An 18560-nucleotide genomic window follows, 5' to 3' on the forward strand; every position below is an offset into this window, starting at 1 on the left:
CTAAATAAAAATATTATTCAAATTCTTGTCGAAGAACCCTGATAATGTCCTCAATAGTTTCTTCTTCGAGGTCGGTTCTTCTTACAAGTTCGTCTTTTGTCAGCGATAGAACACTCTTCGCTGTATCTAAACCTATTCTTTTTAATTCTTCTATTACCCAGCCTTCTATTTCATCAGAAAATTCTTCCAGATCTACATCTTCCTCGTCTTCTACACCGGCAGTTTCTCTAAACACGTCTATTTCATAGCCTACAAGGCGGCTGGCCAGTTTAATATTTTGCCCACCTTTACCGATCGCCAAAGATACCTGATCTGGTTTAAGGAAGACAGATACACGACCTGTTTCAGGATCAATTTTGATAGTACTGATTTTGGCCGGGCTAAGGGCACGTGTAATAAACAGCTCCAGGTTATCAGTATAGTTGATAACATCAATATTCTCATTTTGCAGCTCTCTTACGATACTGTGTATACGAGAACCTTTCATACCTACGCAGGCCCCTACCGGGTCTATGCGATCGTCATAAGACTCTACAGCTACTTTGGCACGCTCACCAGGCTCACGTACAGTTTTACGGATCATAATCAGGCCATCATAAACTTCAGGAACTTCACTCTCGAAGAGCCTTTCCAAAAACTTAGGAGCAGTACGCGATAGTATAATGCGTGGGTTACCATTTACCATCTCTACACGATGCACAATGGACCTTACAGTGTCGCCCTTTCTAAACTTGTCCTTATGTATCTGCTCAGACTTAGGCAATATAAGCTCATTGCTATCAGCATCAATCAGTAATATTTCACGTCCTAGTATCTGATATACTTCGCCAACGATTATTTCCCCTACCAGATCTTTATATTTGTGGAAAAGAATATCTTTTTCCAGGTCTTTTACTTTCTGTATCAGGGTCTGGCGAGCAGTCATGACGGCACGGCGACCAAAGTCTTCCAATTTAATTTCTTCTGCTACCTCTTCGCCAATTTCAAAGTCGGGCTCAATCTGCTGCGCTTCAGACAGGCTAATTTTGTCATGATCCCAGATATCTTCAGAATTGTCATCTACAATTTCTCTAAATCGCCAGATCTCAAGGTCACCCTTATCGGCATTGATGATGACGTCGAAGTTATCATCTACACCATACTTCTTCCGAATCATTGTACGGAACACGTCCTCCAATATACGGATCATCGTAGGGCGGTCTATATTTTTACCTTTGGCAAATTCCGCAAATGACTCTATTAATGTTGTAGTATCCATCATTTTAATTAAATGAAGCTAAGACGTTAGTTTTCTTAATATCCTGAAAAGGAATTACTATTTCTTTAGTTCCTCCCTGCTTTTTTGATTTATCCTTACTCTTGTTTTTAAGTTCTTCCTGCACTATAATCTGGCCCTCTTCAACCTTGCTCAGCTCACCTTTTACAGTGGTATTATCCTGTAGCAGTACCTTAACTCTTCTTCCGATGTTTTTGGTGTACTGCCTGTGCATTTTGAGTGGGAGGTCCAGACCAGGCGACGATACTTCCAGTGTAAAACTACCGCTGATCAGGTCCTGCTCTTCTATAATAGCTCCGAGTTTTCTGCTCACCAGTGCACAGGTGTCAATAGAAATGCCTTCATCACCATCCAGATGTATAATTACTTTCTGGCTATTTTTAGCGCTTGACACACTTACATCTACCAAAAAGAGCGATGGATCTTGCTGCTCTTCCAGTATCTGCTGCACCAACTGCTCTATTTGTACCTCTATGTTCATATTTTGTGTTCAATAATAAAAAAGAGGGGACTTTTGCCCCCTCTGTATTAGTTTTGAAACTACAACACAAAGGTAGTGAAAATTCTGCCTAAATCAAATCAGAAAGCTATTTAAGCGCCTGATTGGTATAAACATTGGATTTTCTAAGATTATTAACACAGATAGCTGCAAATAGATTCATATGTCACTTATTTTGTTAGGGTTAGCGCTTTTTGTCGCATTATGAACTAAACCTTTTTTAAAATCTATTATTTAGCAATTATTGCTTTTGCACTATAACTATATCACTTACCCATGCGGATTACTTTAAGTTTATTTGGTTTCTTCTTGTTAGTATGTACTGCCTGCCAGCAGGATACTGAACAAACTGCTCAGCAACAGCTACCGGAGGAGACCGCCCCACAAGTTAATGTTCCTGAATTTAACGCTGACTCTGCTTTCCATTTTGTACAGCAGCAAGTAGACTTTGGCCCCCGTGTACCCAACTCAGCAGCCCATAGTGCGGCAGCTAACTATTTTAAAGAGAAGCTACGCTCTTATGGAGCAGATGTACAGACACAGTCCTTTGAAGCAGAAGCATATGATGGCACTCCTCTGGCTTTACAAAATATTATAGCTTCATATAAGCCCGAAAGCAACAAACGTATTTTACTGGCAGCTCATTGGGACTCGCGCCCCTTTGCTGATAAAGATAATCAACGCAGTGATGAGCCTATTGATGGAGCTAATGATGGCGCCAGTGGCGTAGGAATACTACTTGAATTGGCGCGCATATTCCAGTTACAGGCCCCGCAGGTGGGTGTTGATATTATACTGTTTGATGGTGAAGACTATGGAGAACCTGAAGGATACCAGGCAAGTAGTGAAAGCAGTAATCAGGTATGGTGGTGCCTTGGCTCACAGTACTGGTCTAAAAACAAGCATAAAAAAAACTATATGGCATACTATGGTATATTGCTGGATATGGTAGGTGCAGAAGGAGCACAGTTTTATCGCGAAGGGGTATCTATGCGGGCCGCGCCGAGTATTGTTAAGAAGGTATGGGGGCAAGCCCAACAGCTAGGTCATGGCAGATACTTCGTTTATGAGAACAGTCCTGAGGTGGTAGATGACCATATTTATGTGAACTATAACGCCAAAATCCCTATGATTGATATTATAGCGCACGCTCCGGGTACACAAGGCTATTTTCCGGCATTCCACCATACACACCAGGATAATATGGACATTATCAGTAAAAAAACGCTTAAAGCTGTAGGAGAAACAGTAGCTCACGTAGTTTATCTGGAATAAAAAAAACCCTGCCGGAGGCAGGGCTTCTGTACTTATTTTATGTTAACATCTAGCAGATGGAGAAGATACTCCCCATACCCGCTTTTGAGTTGCTTCTGAGCTAGATGCTTAAGCTGATCTTTACTAATAAATTTCATACGATAAGCGATTTCTTCTATACAGCCGATTTTGAGCCCCTGCCTTTTTTCTATAACCTGTACAAAAGTTCCGGCCTGCATAAGAGAGTCAAATGTTCCGGTATCCAACCAGGCTGTACCTCTACTCAGAATGCTCACTTTTAGTTTACTTCTTCTTAAATATTCTTTGTTAACGTCTGTAATTTCATACTCACCACGCGCACTAGGCTCCAGGTTACGGGCAATTTCTATTACATCGTTATCATAAAAGTAGATGCCCGGGATAGCAAAGTTAGATTTAGGCTCTTTGGGCTTCTCTTCTATGGATATTACTTTTTCGTTATCGTCAAATTCTACTACACCATAGCGCTGAGGATCATGCACATGATAAGCATATACAATACCGCCCTCCGGGTCTGCATTACTTTGCAGAAGCCTGGCTAAGTCGCTACCGTAGAAGATGTTGTCACCCAGTATCAGGGCTACTTTATCGTCACCTATAAAGTCTGCCCCTATTGTAAAAGCCTGGGCTAATCCTTCTGGCTTCTCTTGCACGGCATATTCAAAGTTACACCCCAGTTCACTACCATCGCCCAATAATTTCTTAAAGAGGGGCATATCATGAGGGGTAGAGATAATTAGAATATCGCGAATACCAGCCATCATCAGGTTAGACAATGGATAGTAGATCATAGGCTTGTCATATACCGGCATAAGTTGCTTACTCACCGAAAGTGTGAGGGGGTGCAGACGTGTTCCTGAACCGCCGGCCAGAATGATCCCTTTCATAAAAAATTGGTTTTTAGTTTAAAACTATACAAAAATAGAAAATCTTCACTGAGTCAGTATATTATGTACTATTTACTGTATTCTTTACAGCTATAGCAAATTAGTGGGCTAAAAATATACGTAAGCACGATTTATCAATATCTTTGCCCTCCTGCAAGCTAAACAAAAACTATGCTCTGGAAGGAGGTAAAATTATTAGTTAGAAAAGAAGTACTGTTAGAGTGGCGCCAACGTTATGCCCTTAATGGCATACTCTTATATGTTGTTAGTGCTGTTTTTGTTTGTTATATGAGCTTTAATCTGCAAAGAGGCGCTTTGCAGGTAGTTACATGGAATGCACTATTCTGGATTATCATGTTGTTTGCTGCTACTAATGCTATTGCCAAAAGCTTTATGCAGGAGCGCTTTGGCAGGCAGATTTACTATTATACGATCAGCAGCCCGCAGGGAATTATTCTATCTAAAATGCTGTATAATATAGCACTGATGCTGGTACTAGCCACTATCTGTCTGCTCGTATACACATTAGTATTAGGAAACCCCATACAAAATCTGGGTTTGTTCATTTTAAACCTGCTTTTGGGAGCAACGGGTTTTTCCTCTACCCTGACAATGGTATCGGGAATAGCCTCTAAAACAAATAACAGCAGTACACTAATGGCCATACTAGGGTTTCCGGTAATTATCCCTACGCTTCTAATGGTGATACGAGTTTCTAAAAATGCCATTGATGGGCTGGATGTCAGTGTAAGCTATGACGACCTCATTATTTTAGTGGCCGTAAATGTGATTGTGGGTACGGTCTCATACATACTGTTTCCTTACTTATGGAGGAGTTAAGATTTTGTAAAAATTAGTAGTTTTACAACATCCTCAAGACCAATAGATTAGCAAGTAATTTTATTGCGACGCATTAATTTTGAGTATAATTTGCAACAGATTTTGTTGCAGATACGAATAGAGTTTAACGCTTTACTATGAACACACTACTAAAAAAGAGCTGGTGGAAAATTCTTGCTGTAGCTCTTATGGTTTACACCATTACAGCAGGTCTGCTTTTCGATGTACCTCGCCTGGCTATTCTTAATGAAACTATTCGTGTACTGTATTTTCATGTGCCTATGTGGTTCGGCATGCTCATCTTACTTACAGTATCGGTAGTATATTCTATCAAATATCTTAACAGTCCTTCGCATAGAGTAGATAGCTACGCTATAGAGTTTGCCAATGCTGGTATCGTTTTCGGAGTATTAGGAGTTCTTTCGGGCGCACTCTGGGCAAATTTTACCTGGGGCTCCCCCTGGAGTGGAGACCCCAAACAAAATGCTTCTGCCATCGCCCTTCTCATCTACTTTGCTTATCTTATCTTAAGAAACTCACTTGAAGATGAACAGCAGCGCGCCAAAATTAGCGCTATTTACAATATTTTTGCTTTCTCAGCTCTTATTCCATTATTGTTTATTCTACCACGCCTTACTGACTCTCTTCATCCTGGAAATGGAGGAAACCCAGGCTTTAATGCCTATGACCTGGACAGTAAACTGCGCCTTGTTTTTTACCCTGCCGTACTTGGGTGGACACTTATGGGAGTCTGGCTGGCTAGCCTCAGAATTCGTATCAAAGCCTTAAATCAGAAAATAGATGAAAAAGTTGAAGAACAGTATATCCCGACTGAACCTACTGCCGAGCATTCTGCTTAGCCTGTGTTTGATTTGTGCCAGTAGTATAGCTGCTGTGGCACAAGCTGCCGAAGAAATAGGTATGGCCGATACATTTCGCGCAGAGGGCAAGATCTATGTGGTAGTTGCCGTTATCCTTTTAATTTTTGCCGGCATGGTGGTTTATATGTTTAATATCGATCGTAAGCTAAGCCGTCTGGAAAAGGAGTTGGATAAGTAAAGAAAATACTCGGATTTGTAGGCCATAATGGAAATTAAAAACAGCCTGTTTCCGTTAGTTTACTAAGCTTACTGTCCTTAAATTCGTATTCAAACGTTTTAAGTTCATCATGAAGAAGACTCACATATTTGGCATTATCATTATTGCAGTCTGCGTAACTATTATCATGTCCACTGCCGGTGATGCCAGCACCTATGTATCATTTAAAGAGGCCAAAGCCCTTGCACAAGACGGTGAAGACAAAAAAATCCATGTAGTAGGCCAGTTGTATAAGGACCATGAGGGTAATATTTCAGGTATACAACCTTCAGAGGACAAGTTATCATTCTCTTTTATGATGGTAGATGAAAATCAGGAAGAGCAGAGAGTCTTCTATAACGAGCCTATGCCTGCAGATTTTACCCGTTCAGAGCAAGTAGTAGTAATTGGCTCCTACCATAATGATGTGTTTGTTGCCGATCAGATCTTAATGAAATGCCCTTCTAAATATCAGGAAAAAGAAATTAGCTAAATATGTTTAACGCCTTCCTAGGAGATGCGGGGCACCTTTTTGTCATCACATCTTTTATAACCTCATTAGTAGTAGCATTCGCTTATATTAAAGCGAGCAATGCGCATAATGATCTTGAACAGAAGCAGTGGAAATCTTATGCTCGTGGTGCTTTTTACCTGCATGGTATCAGTGTACTAGGGGTAGTTGGTATGCTTTTTTATATCATTTATGCCAATCACTACGAATACCATTATGCCTGGAGTCATTCTTCTCGCAGTTTGCCAGCTTATTATATGATCTCCAGTTTCTGGGAGGGTCAAGAAGGTAGTTTTCTGCTATGGATCTTCTGGCACGTATTGTTAGGCGTAGTTGTAATCAATACCAATAAGCGGTGGGAAGCTCCAGTTATGGCTGTATTTGCTTTTGTACAGGCTTTCCTGGCTTCTATGATTTTAGGAGTTGTGTTTGGTGACCTTAAAATTGGTAGCTCACCCTTTATTTTACTTAGAGATGCACTGGATGCACCTATTTTTGCTACCAACCCGGAGTTTGTGCCTGAAGATGGAACGGGGCTAAACCCTCTGCTTCAAAATTACTGGATGGTAATTCACCCTCCTACCCTCTTTTTAGGCTTTGCAATTACTATTATTCCTTTTGCATACTGTATTGCCGGCCTGTGGAAAAAGGATTATGAAAATTGGGTAAAACCTGCTTTGCCCTGGACCATTTTTGCTGCCGCCGTACTAGGGCTAGGCATTATGATGGGCGCCTACTGGGCTTATGAAACTCTAAACTTTGGTGGCTATTGGAACTGGGACCCTGTAGAAAATGCCGTTTATATTCCCTGGCTTATTCTCATTGCCAGTATCCACACTTTAATCATCTTTAAAAATAATGGTACCGCGCTTAAGACATCTATAGTACTGGTAATCGCTACATTTGTACTAATACTTTACAGCACTTTTCTGACTCGTAGTGGAATTTTAGGCGAGTCGTCAGTACATAGCTTTACTGATCTGGGTTTGTCAGGCCAGCTTTTGTTGTATTTACTGTTTTTCGCTTTGGGCGCTATAGTATTAGCTGCTATCCGTTGGAAAAACATCCCTACCTCAGAAAAAGAAGCTTCAGCCTATAGTAGAGAGTTCTGGATATTTATAGGCGTAACAACCTTATGTCTGATGAGCTTTCAGGTGCTTATTCCCACCTCTATTCCTGTATGGAATGCTATAGTAGAGTTGTTTGGAGGAATATCTAATATGGCTCCTCCGGCAGATCAGGTAGAGTTTTATACTAAGTTTCAGCTTTGGTTCGGTATTGCAATTGCTTTACTTTCTGGTACCGGTCAGTTTTTCTTCTGGAAGAAGATGGACAAGGGTAAGCTTAAAAGCGAGCTTACCGTTCCTGTGGTATTATCATTACTAGTAAGCTCCATTGCCATATTAGTAGCCAAAGTTACTGAGCCTGCTTACATCGTACTTCTTACCGCATCTATATATGCGGTAGTAGCCAATACGAGTATTTTACTTCGTTTTGTTCGTAGTAAAAATTTTAAGCTTATGGGAGGCTCTGTATCGCATATCGGTATAGCCATGATACTAATTGGCATTTTGTTCTCTTCTGGTTATTCTAATGTTGTCTCTATTAACAACTCAGGCCTACTGCTTTTTAAAGATGCTCCTGATGATGCTAATGTAGAGAATCTCCTTCTGTGGATAAATGAACCCCGTGAGATGGACGAATACGAGCTTACTTACAAAGGCTCCCGCATGGAAGTGAAGGGAATGCCCGGCTATGTAGAAAAGAGTGATCTTATTCGTACTAACAATGACCATATCGCCATTGCCAGAAATAATCTGGCTCATGGGGATAAAGTGTATTTCCAGAAAGGTGATACCGTAGGGGTATATGCAGAAAACACTTTTCATGAAGTGCTGTACAAGCATAAAGAAACAGGAAAAGAATTTTCACTATACCCTCGCTCTCAGGTAAACCCTAATATGGGCTTAATTGCTTCTCCTGATATACGCCGTAGCTTCGGTAAGGATTTGTACACGCACGTTTCGGCCATTCCTAATGACGAAGAAGAAAAAGAATGGAGTGAACGTGAAGAGATGGAAGTACAGATTGGCAAGCAGTTTTTCATTAATGACTATGTAGCTACTCTGGAAAATATTGAACGGGTAGATGAAGTGGAAGGGACACCTATACAAGATGGTGACCTGGCAGTAAAGGCTAATATAAGAGTACTTGGTGAGTACGAAGAATACGTACTTACGCCCTATTATTTGATTCGTGATCGTATGGTCGGTCGTATACCTTTTACTTCTAATGAGCTTGGCGTACGTTTAACCCTACTCAACATAAAACCTGAAGAAAACTCCTTTACCGTAGGTGTAGAGACAACCCAAAAAGAATATATAGTATTAAAGGCGATTGAGAAGCCGCTGATTAATGTATTGTGGGCAGGTACTATTCTGCTGATGGTTGGCTTTGGTATCGCCGTCAATCGCCGATACAAAGAGTTTGTGATGCAAAGAGACGAAGTAAAAAAGCATAAGAACAAAGGCAATAAGCCGCAAGAAAAAAGAAAAGCTGCTACTGCATAAAGCATACATGCTTTTTATTGACTAAAAACTATAAAAGGCCCGTATTTCGGGTCTTTTTTTGTAGGTAGCTGTCTATATTATTTTGCCCTTATGTACACATATATTCTTTGGAACCCCGATGGGATCATTGTTGATTTAGGTTTTTTCGCCTTGCGTTGGTATTCTCTTCTTTTTGCTTTAGGCTTTATAGCTGGCTATCAGGTTTTGCAGCACTATTTTAAAAAAGAAGGAATAAAGCAGGAAAAGTTAGACCGGCTTAATATATACCTGATTATTGCTACTGTGGTTGGCGCACGTTTAGGGCATTGCCTTTTTTACGACTTTGAGTACTACTCACAACATATAACAGAAATTTTTTTGCCAGTACAGTTTTCTCCTACATTTCAGTTTACTGGATTTCAGGGCCTGGCAAGCCACGGCGGAGGTATTGCTCTAATTATAGCTTTGATTATGTACGCCAGAAGAGAGAGAGTTTCACTTTTTTGGGTACTTGATGTAGTAGCTATAGCCACGGCTCTGGTGGGGGCATTTATCAGACTGGGTAATCTTATGAATTCTGAGATTATAGGTAAACCCAGCAGTGTAGCCTGGGCATTTGTTTTTAGTAAAATTGATTCACTTCCACGGCATCCTGCACAGCTATACGAAGCAATACTCTACCTCATCATCTTTGCAATTTTATCCGCTATTTCTCAGTACAAACCAAAACCGCAGGGATATATTTTTGGGCTCTTTTTAACACTTGTTTTCTCTGCCCGATTTATAGTAGAGTTTTTTAAAGAAAATCAGTCTGCTTTTGAAGCGGATATGTTTCTTAATATGGGGCAATGGTTAAGTACTCCGTTTATTATTATTGGCCTGGTACTTCTTTACGCTAAGCACAAACAAAATACAACTCACACAGGAGAAGTAGCCACTTCATAAAAAAGCCTCTGAAAACTATCTTCAGAGGCTTATACTTTTTTGGAGTTTCTAGCTAGTGTCTAAGGTCTAATATTTACTTCTTCATCTTCCAACATAGCAGTAGCTACGGTTCGCCCTTTTTTAGTAGAAATATTGCTGATAACATAGGTCCCTACTTTCCGTCCCTGCTTTACTCCTACTTCGCAGGCTGGCATATAATGGATACCACCATACAAACGACTAATGGCAGCTTCTTCAGAAGCATGTTTAAAAGACTCAAAGTCTCTGGCGGGTAAGCCATAAGCTACTTCTGTGGTATCATGAAACTGAAAATTATCACCAAACAGATGAGTAAGAGTAGTAGCCGCAGAAGCTGATATCACGCTATGTCCGCTGGTATACTCAGGAAAGGGAGGCGTTTGTAACAAAGGTACCCAGTCTGGGTCTACATGCTGGTTAATAACTGTTTCCGGACGAATAAGGCTACTGCGATACTTCTCATCCCAGCAGCTGATAAAGCCATCGGCAAGGGCAACGGAAGTTAGGGCATAAGCTTCGGTCGCCTGCATAAGATCTGCACCCGATTTTCTGGAAGCAATAGCTGTAATACCAATCCAGTGACCACCAGGAGTAATTTTTTTCGTAGCAAACATCACATGTCCCTGATGATGTGAGACATAGGGGTTACAGTCCCAAAACTTGGCAATTTCTTCCTGCTCTGCCGTAAGGTTAACGCCAGTATTGTATACCTCCATCATTTCCTTATAAAACTGGCTACCTTCTTCCAAGCTGAAAGGGGTAGGTGGCGCAGGCTTAAATTGCTGAGCTGAGTCTATAACAAAAGCACGAATAGAACTCCAATGCGGCTCTATACCATCCATATAGTCAGGAGGGGTAGGCTGCCAACGCCCTGGCTCATCTTTTACGGTAAACTTCGGGTAAGTACGCGTTTGTTTATAATTGTCTTTATCAGCCCAGGCCATAATATGATCGGCCACCTGCTGCCCATATGCTATAGAATTTTCATATACTTCTGAAGAGAGAGCATTTTCATATTTAGCGTATAGTTGAGTCTGATACTCTTCCATTTTCTCTTCTGAAAAAATCAGGTTTTTCCCCACTGATGTAAAAGCATGTATGCCTGCCAGCGAGAAATTGTACTCTTTGCCTTCTTCTGGCTGAGGCACATTTTCCAGGCCATTAAGCTGACCTTCCAGACTCTGGTATTCTGGATGGTCCGGAACCATAGCCTCGTAAGCGGCAATGCTGGAATAGGCATAAATACGGCTGGCTACCGGAGGAGAGAAAATATCGTACACCATAATATCGGTAAGCCTTTGCATGGCCCCATGAATTAGCTCACCCTCCTGAAAATTCATTTCTGTTTTGGGCTGGCAAGCTAATACTGTTATAAATATACCGGCAAGTAATAGTTGTTTCATAGACTTCATGGAGTGAAATCAGTTTATTCGGAATTATATAGTCGTTCTACAAAGATGCTATTTTCTTGTTGTAAAGCAGCTTGATATGAGTAGTTTTCTTAATAACAGGACTATTTGGCAAGTTAGTTTCCACTGCGTATTTATCACTTACCATTAACTCTTACAAGGCTAAGAGCTTGTGATACTTAAATCTCTTTTGGCTAATAGCTTTTCTTCTCCATCCTCAAACCTAATCATGAATGTGCCTAAAGCCTCCATACCAAACTCTTGAAAAGGGATATTCTGAATTATAAATTGTTCTTTACCCTCTATCTTAAACATCTTTTCGCCCAGCACAATGGTATCTCTTTCCGTTATTCTACAAATTTTACCAATAATTTGCTCCTTCTTAAACGCAGAGCCAAACTCAAACTTTACATCTACTCTCTGCCCTAACTGAAACTGCTCTTTTTCCAGATCACATTGCTCCTGTTGCTCAAAATCACTACAAAAGCTGATGCGATATTCAGGCTCAGATTTACAACTCCAAAACAAACTAGCGGTTACTGTAAACTGTAGCCATGTTTTCTTGATGCGTAGACTGTTCTTGACCTTCATTCTTTTTAATAAATACAATTGATGAATTATTTCTAACGTATGCGATAACAACTTCACCATTTATTACAATTGGCTGTATATCTCTGATCTGTCCTTCTATATATATACCTGATTTATAGTTTGGCAAGCATTGATAAGTGTGATCACCTTTGTTGATCAGCACTGTGCCATAGCTGGCATCATAGCGGCCTCGTTCAATATTTACTTCGTAAAAGTTGCCGCCAAGTAGTAGATCTTCCAGCCCATCAGCATTTACATCTACTGTATAAATAGACTGTACTGGAGAAACCTGAGCCTCCAGAGGAAAGGGTTTAAATACAAAGTTTAGTTCCCCTTCATTTACAAAAACTCCTGAACGAAATTCGCTGGCACTTAACTGCTCGGCCCCCTCCATCATTTGCGAGGGAAATATCTCATCCAGATCTGCCATCGCAAAATCGTGATACTTCACAAAGCGATTTTTAATATCGGTCAGCTGTGAGTTGATTTCATCTTTGGTAGCGAACAGATATTCTTTGCCTTCCAGGTAATAGGTCATAATCTGCTCTATTTTTCCATTGTTGTCTATATCTTTTACATACAGGCGAACAGGCTCATCTTCACTTGCTCTGATTTTAGAGTTTAGTCCTAGGTTGCCACAAATAAGATCTAGGTCTCCATCATTATCTATATCTTTGGCTTCTACCGTATTCCACCATCCCTTTTGCTCATTAGTTGTTGCCTCCTCCTGCTTTACTAACTTGGCTGATTGACTGATAAAAAGTTGCGGAGCCATCCATTCTCCTACAATTACTAAGTCAGGTTGATTATCTCCGTTGAGGTCTGTCCAAACAGCATCTTTAACCATACCCACATCAGAAATTTCAGGAGCTACCTTCTCACTCACATCGGTAAACTTACCTGTACCATCATTTTCTAAGAGGTAGCTTTGCGGTATCTTCCCGTACTTTCGGGGCACTACCCTTCCTCCTACAAACAAATCTATGTCACCATCCTGATCATAATCTGCTCCTCTAACTACAGATGCATTCAGATAAATTTCGGGCAGGCTATTTCTGCTTCTGCTAAAGGTACCCTTACCATCATTGAGGTAGAGCCTGACCAGCAATGCGTCTTCTTCTCCCTGAAACTCATTACCCCCACTTGCTACCACAAGGTCCAGGTCTCCATCATTGTCTACATCAATTAATTCTGCACCCACATCTTCTGAAAGACTATCGGAAGCTAGCGCCGCTTGAGGAAGCTCCTTAAACCCATTGGTAGACTGTACAAACACTTTTGCAGGCTGCCATTTTGCGCCACCTACAAAAAAGTCTTCTTTCTGATCACCATTAATATCACCTACTGCCATTTTAGGACCTTCGGTAGAGGTCATATGAGGGATGAGGGCTTCTCTATTAAATTCTATAAATGTATTCTCTTCGTGTACATACTCTACACTATCATCATATTGCTGAAAAAGAGTGTGTTTTGATTTCTTAAACTCGTACTTCCCTTCAGCATGGGATTGTTGTATGCTCAGTGTGGTATCTACGGCCACCTTAGTTAGGGTTTGATACTTTAAGTCTGGCCAAACGATAATTAATGAGTCAAGCTCTGTGGTCTCTCCCAGGCCAATAAGTAGCTCGGTAGGTACTGATGACTGATAGCCACGAGTAGTATACAGTTCCTGAATAATGGTTTGGTTTTTTTGCGGAATGATAATTTTAGTGCCAATGCCAAAAGTATTGGCGGTATTGCCTTCCAGCCTGATTTTAAGGTAGTGTACCTTGGCTGACTTTGCGCTGTTATTTATCGTTTTGTTTTCGTAGATAAATGCGTCCTGGTCTATGTTATTAGTTATTAAATCCAGGTCTCCATCATTGTCCAGATCGGCATACGCAGCACCATTTGAGAAAGATTCCTGACCGAGTCCCCAGCTTTCCGATGCGTTCTCAAAGGTTAAGTCTCCCTTATTTTTATAGACCACATTCGGAATCTTAACAATAGGCATCTTCTCTACCAGTGCCATATCTTCGCTTGTCAGGTCCCCCTCCAAACGATGTTGCAGGGCATCATTTGAAATATATTTGATGTAATCCAGATCGTTTGATCTTCTTTTAATACCGTTAGCAATGTATAAATCACGCTTTCCATCCAGGTCCAGGTCGGCCATAAGCCCCGACCAGCTCCAGTCTGTGGCACTTATACCGGCTAAAAGACCAATCTCGCTAAACTTACCATTGCCCATATTTAGCTGTAGCGTATTGCGCGCAAACTGATGATTGTAGCCGTACTTCAGCTTGTAATTGTAAACATCATAAGAATCTTCTCCGGCAGAGGTCTTAAGTTTTACAGGATCTGAGGGTAGCATATCCAGAGAAACGAGGTCGGGTAAACCATCATTGTTAAAATCTCCAATATCGTTACCCATAGAAAAGCGGCTGGTATGCCTGAGGTATTGCTCCAAGCTTTCTGTAAAGGTACCATCTCCGTTGTTGATGTACAGATAGTCGTTTTCATGAAAATCATTCCCGATATAAATGTCTGGATAGCCATCCCAGTTTACATCGCCCGTAGAGATACCCAACCCATATCCTAAAGCACTACTATAAATACCACTGTTTTCCGTTACATCTATAAATTTTCCGTCATCATTTCTTAACAGTTTGTCACCTGCCAGCGGATGTGTTTTTGAGCGTAGACTAGACCTGGCGAAGGTACCATTTGAGTGTACCGAATGGTTCAGCATATACATATCCAGGTCACCGTCCAGATCGTAGTCAAAAAAAGCAGCCTGAGTAGCAAAACCTTTAAGGTCTAGCCCATATTCCTGAGCTTTTTCTTCAAAAACAGGGATACCTTCTGCATTATTTCCAGTATTGATGTAAAGCTGATTTTTACCTCTGATGTTCTGGTAGTCACCTAGCTGACTCACATAGATATCCAGCCTGCCATCTCCATTAACATCAGCCATAGTTACCCCACTAGTCCACCCTCCTTTACCTTCTACTTTGGCCTGTTCGGTAATGTCTTTAAACTTAAAGCCTCCCAGGTTCAAATATAACTTGTTATTTTCCAGATTGGAGGTAAAGTAAAGATCTGGCAGGTTATCTCCATTTAGGTCTCCCGCAGCTACACCACCTCCATTATAGAAGTAGAGATAGCTGAAGATATTCATTTGTGGCGTTTCAGTAAGTGTATTCTGAAAATCTACTCCAGTATATGAGGCAGGATGAAGTTCAAAAAGCTGTTCAGCATCCTGCCTTTGGCTACAGCCAAAACTAATGAGCAGATAAAGAAAGCACAGACTTATCGGCTGTATTATCCTGATATTCATATATTTCCAGTGTATCGTTATTCTTAGCAATAAGCAAAAGCACTTTACCCTTGATAGATCTTAGGGTTTTCATATCTCGTACTTCGCCTTTTATATTAAATCCACTATTATTGACAGTTAGAGCTTTGCCTTCCTGAAAATGCAGCAGCAATCCTGTGTTAGCATCATACCTTCCCTCTTCTGGTTTTACTCCTGAAAAGTTTCCAGCCATAACCAACTGGGTACTTCCGGCATGCTTACCCACTTCGCTTATCGCATATATTGGAGAAAACTGGGCTTCATCAGGTAGCTCTTCTATAGTGTATGAGCCATCACCATTATTAAGCACTAGGCTAGACTTCAGGTGATGTACTTTGTTGACAATGGATGAGGATAACTGTTCGGGCGAAAACACCTGCTGCAGCGTTTTACCCGCGTAATCTTCATAGTAGAGGTAGTCTTTTTTAAGATAAGTAAGCTGCATTATAAGGTCATGCCTAAGAGCCATAGGGTACAAACTATCTCCTTTGTAGGTTGCATAGATATGGTCTATGGTTTCGTTTTGATCAAAATCATTGATATAAAGCTCCAGAGGTTTTTCTTTAGAAGCTTCAAACATGGTATTTGTACCCCAATTACCCAATACAAAGTCCTGTTCTCCATCTTTGTTTATATCTGCGACGTGGATGCTTTTCCACCAGCCGTTAGTTTGTGTAAGCCCGGGCACGTTGTTTAACCTTTCCAGATTGGCTCCATTATTTTTCAGTAGAGTAAGAGGCATCCAATCGCCTACGATTGCCAGGTCCAGATCATCATCATTATCAAAATCTACCCACTCAGCATCTGTTACCATACCTACTGTATTTAGGCGGGGAGAAACAGTAGCGGTAACATCCTCAAATTTACCTTGTCCATCGTTGTTGAGAATTCGGCTAGTTGCGGGCAGGCCGTATTTTAATGGCACGCCCCGATTACCAATAAATAAGTCCAGGTCACCATCATTATCATAATCTGCCGGTTTTACGCAGGCTCCCATTTCTCTGACTAAGGGAAGAGCTGTAGTGCTCCGCACATATTGCAGCTCACCTTGCTTATTCTTTGTTAACATATACAGGCGATCCTGATATTCCGGCGCATTTTCTCTAAAAGCATTACCTCCACTGACCACGTATAAGTCTAAATTTCCATCATTGTTGGCATCAAAAAAAGTAGCATCTACATCTTCGTATACACTATCTTCTTGTATTGAGAGCTGTTGGCTTAGTTCAAACTGTCCCGACTTATTTTGCACATATATACTTCCTGCCTGACCAGCGGCGCCTCCTACAAAAAAATCGTCCAAGCCATCGTCATTAATATCTCCAACTGCCAGCGCAGGACCTTCTTTAGATAACATATGATAAATGAGACGTTGGTAGTCAAAATCTACAAACAAGTCTTCCTTGTGCTGAAATACTTCTTTTATTAAGTCTTCTTTTTTTTCAAAAAGCTGTTGTTCTTGCTTTTGATAAGGCTGAGCCTCTTTATGAGCGTCTTGAATGTTCAAGGTCAGGTGTTGATTTGCCTGTACATTATATAGCTTTTGCACCTTATCATCGTAGCCCCACTGTATGATCAGGCTATCTATTATTTGGAGGCTGTCCATTCCTATAAGCATAGCATAGTCCATAGATGACTGAAAACCTTTGGTAGGAATATTTTCTAGCATTATATGTTGGTCTGTAGTATAGGCATGTACACGCGCCCCAACTCCAAATGTGTTCTTATCTGGGCCTTTGAGGCTTAGTTTAATATAGTTATTGTTGAAGTGTTTTTCGCTGTTATTCCTGTAAACAAAAACTTCCTGGTTGACGTTGTTGACGATCAAATCCAGGTCTCCATCATTGTCCAGATCTCCATAAGCGGCACCATTTGAAAATGAGGGTTCGTTCAGCCCCCACTTCTCAGATACATTTTCAAATTGTAAACCTGAAGTCTGCTTAAACAGGTAGTTGCTCAGCTTATTGGAGGGCATTCTATCTACTAATTCCTGAAAATCAATAGACTCTTTACGCATAGCTTCCAGTATGGCTTCATCACTGCCAATGTAAGCAATAAAGTCTTGATTGGTAACATCCTTGAAAACGCCATTACTTACGAATATTTCTTTATGTGCATCATTATCAAAATCTGCGATCAAAGCACCCCAACTCCAATCTGTAGCATCTACACCGGCAAACTGACCTACCTCTTTAAACGCACCATGCTGTGTGTTAAGCTGCATGGTATTTCTCATATACTGCTCGTAATATCCATGGTTTAGTTTGGTCTGATGTAAATCGTAAGACTCATAATGCGTCATGGTTTTGAGTCTTTCATCAGACTCTGGAAGCATATCGGTGACGAAAATTTCTGGGTAACCATCATTATTTAAATCAGCGGCATCTGCTCCCATAGAAAAATGGCTGATATGGCCCATTCTCTGCGGTAGTTCATCTTTGAAAGTACCATCGCCCTGATTGATGTATAAATAGTCCCTTTCAAAAAAATCATTAGACACATATATGTCCATCCAGCCATCCTGATCTACGTCAGAAATGGTAACTCCCAGACCAAACCCAATAACACTTCCATAAATACCGGCTTCAGTGCTTACATCAGTAAATTTGTTGCTATCGTTTCTGTAAAGCTTATCCCCACCTGTGCTGTCTCGCACATGCCTTATGTTCTCCAGACCTAAAGTAGATACCGGACGAAAAGAATTGTTGAGAACATATGCATCCAGATCACCATCTTTATCATAGTCAAAAAATACGGCATGTGTACTAAAGCCTTTGTCGTCAAGACCATAATCAGCTGCCATCTCTTCAAATACAGGAATACCTTCTGCATTAGCCCCCTGATTGATAAACAGTTCGTTCTCCCTCTTGCCTCCACTAATGTCGCCAGAGTTACAGACATAAATATCTAGCAGGCCATCGCCGTTTATATCTGCCATACTTACACCAGTAGACCATACCTTATTCCCCCCTACCTTTGCAATACTGCTTATATCTTCAAATTTAAAGCTTTTGCCTTCTTGGTTTCCTTTATTGAGGAAAAGCTTATTCTCCTCCATATTGGCTGTCAGATATACATCAGCATAGCCATCATTGTTAACATCTCCTATGGCTACACCTCCGCCATTGTAATAGTTACGGTATCTAAAAACATCAAAATCTTTGGTAAGCTGTAGCTCATTTTCAAATGAAATGCCTGTATGGCTACTTGCCATTTTAGTAAAGGGCAGGTCGTCATTTGCTCCGGTGCAGCTAATAAGGAGTATAGCTATGAACCAAATAGTATATCTCATAATACTATAATTGTGTGAGTGTGTATATTTTAAGGG

14 protein-coding genes are annotated in these 18560 nt (G+C 40.8%); 7 read left to right on the forward strand and 7 right to left on the reverse strand.

Annotated elements, in window-relative coordinates; translation table 11 throughout:
- Window positions 1-13 precede the first annotated feature (13 nt).
- Both nusA and rimP read right to left on the reverse strand, forming a co-directional pair.
- A complete protein-coding gene (nusA, locus tag PZB74_RS05885; protein ID WP_302242755.1) occupies window positions 14-1258 on the reverse strand; it encodes a transcription termination factor NusA in 1245 nt (414 codons plus the stop codon).
- Window positions 1259-1262: 4 nt separating this feature from the next.
- Complete coding sequence (gene rimP / locus PZB74_RS05890) at window positions 1263-1757, reverse strand: ribosome maturation factor RimP (RefSeq protein ID WP_302241437.1); 495 nt, start codon at window positions 1755-1757, stop codon at window positions 1263-1265.
- A 294-nt stretch (window positions 1758-2051) separates the two neighbouring features.
- Here rimP and PZB74_RS05895 point away from each other — a divergent pair, with 294 nt between their 5' ends.
- A complete protein-coding gene (locus PZB74_RS05895; protein ID WP_302241438.1) occupies window positions 2052-3050 on the forward strand; it encodes a M28 family peptidase in 999 nt (332 codons plus the stop codon).
- Between the two features lie 32 nt (window positions 3051-3082).
- On the opposite strand, the gene rfbA is transcribed toward PZB74_RS05895, so the two are convergent.
- Window positions 3083-3955: a glucose-1-phosphate thymidylyltransferase RfbA gene (gene rfbA, locus PZB74_RS05900; RefSeq protein WP_302241439.1), complete on the reverse strand. Its 873-nt coding sequence runs from the start codon at window positions 3953-3955 to the stop codon at window positions 3083-3085.
- 171 nt (window positions 3956-4126) lie between these two features.
- Here rfbA and PZB74_RS05905 point away from each other — a divergent pair, with 171 nt between their 5' ends.
- The 6 genes from PZB74_RS05905 to lgt all read left to right on the forward strand — a co-directional run bounded on the left by PZB74_RS05905 (window position 4127) and on the right by lgt (window position 9877).
- Complete coding sequence (locus PZB74_RS05905) at window positions 4127-4795, forward strand: heme exporter protein CcmB (protein ID WP_302241440.1); 669 nt, start codon at window positions 4127-4129, stop codon at window positions 4793-4795.
- 137 nt (window positions 4796-4932) lie between these two features.
- A complete protein-coding gene (ccsA, locus tag PZB74_RS05910; protein ID WP_302241441.1) occupies window positions 4933-5655 on the forward strand; it encodes a cytochrome c biogenesis protein CcsA in 723 nt (240 codons plus the stop codon).
- A 7-nt stretch (window positions 5656-5662) separates the two neighbouring features.
- Window positions 5663-5854, forward strand: coding sequence for a CcmD family protein (locus tag PZB74_RS05915; protein WP_302241442.1), 192 nt, complete (start codon window positions 5663-5665; stop codon window positions 5852-5854).
- A gap of 109 nt (window positions 5855-5963) precedes the next feature.
- Window positions 5964-6365, forward strand: a complete 402-nt coding sequence (locus tag PZB74_RS05920) for a cytochrome c maturation protein CcmE domain-containing protein (RefSeq protein ID WP_302241443.1) — start codon at window positions 5964-5966, stop codon at window positions 6363-6365.
- Between the two features lie 2 nt (window positions 6366-6367).
- A complete protein-coding gene (gene ccsA / locus PZB74_RS05925) occupies window positions 6368-8953 on the forward strand; it encodes a cytochrome c biogenesis protein CcsA (protein ID WP_302241444.1) in 2586 nt (861 codons plus the stop codon).
- A gap of 90 nt (window positions 8954-9043) precedes the next feature.
- Window positions 9044-9877, forward strand: coding sequence for a prolipoprotein diacylglyceryl transferase (gene lgt / locus PZB74_RS05930; RefSeq protein ID WP_302241445.1), 834 nt, complete (start codon window positions 9044-9046; stop codon window positions 9875-9877).
- Window positions 9878-9936: 59 nt separating this feature from the next.
- On the opposite strand, the gene PZB74_RS05935 is transcribed toward lgt, so the two are convergent.
- The 4 genes from PZB74_RS05935 to PZB74_RS05950 all read right to left on the reverse strand — a co-directional run bounded on the left by PZB74_RS05935 (window position 9937) and on the right by PZB74_RS05950 (window position 18524).
- A complete protein-coding gene (locus tag PZB74_RS05935; protein WP_367281469.1) occupies window positions 9937-11298 on the reverse strand; it encodes a vanadium-dependent haloperoxidase in 1362 nt (453 codons plus the stop codon).
- 168 nt (window positions 11299-11466) lie between these two features.
- Window positions 11467-11895: a hypothetical protein gene (locus tag PZB74_RS05940; protein ID WP_302241447.1), complete on the reverse strand. Its 429-nt coding sequence runs from the start codon at window positions 11893-11895 to the stop codon at window positions 11467-11469.
- Window positions 11834-15214 carry a VCBS repeat-containing protein gene (locus tag PZB74_RS05945; protein ID WP_302241448.1) on the reverse strand — a complete coding sequence of 1127 codons (3381 nt, stop codon included), beginning with the start codon at window positions 15212-15214 and terminating at the stop codon, window positions 11834-11836. The genes PZB74_RS05940 and PZB74_RS05945 overlap by 62 nt, the downstream gene beginning before the upstream one ends.
- Entirely contained in the window at window positions 15159-18524 is a 3366-nt protein-coding gene (locus PZB74_RS05950) for a VCBS repeat-containing protein (RefSeq protein WP_302241449.1), read from the reverse strand. Before PZB74_RS05950 ends, PZB74_RS05945 begins: the two co-directional genes overlap by 56 nt.
- Window positions 18525-18560 lie beyond the last annotated feature (36 nt).

The organism is Porifericola rhodea, assembly GCF_030506305.1.
Lineage (GTDB): Bacteria > Bacteroidota > Bacteroidia > Cytophagales > Cyclobacteriaceae > Catalinimonas > Catalinimonas rhodea.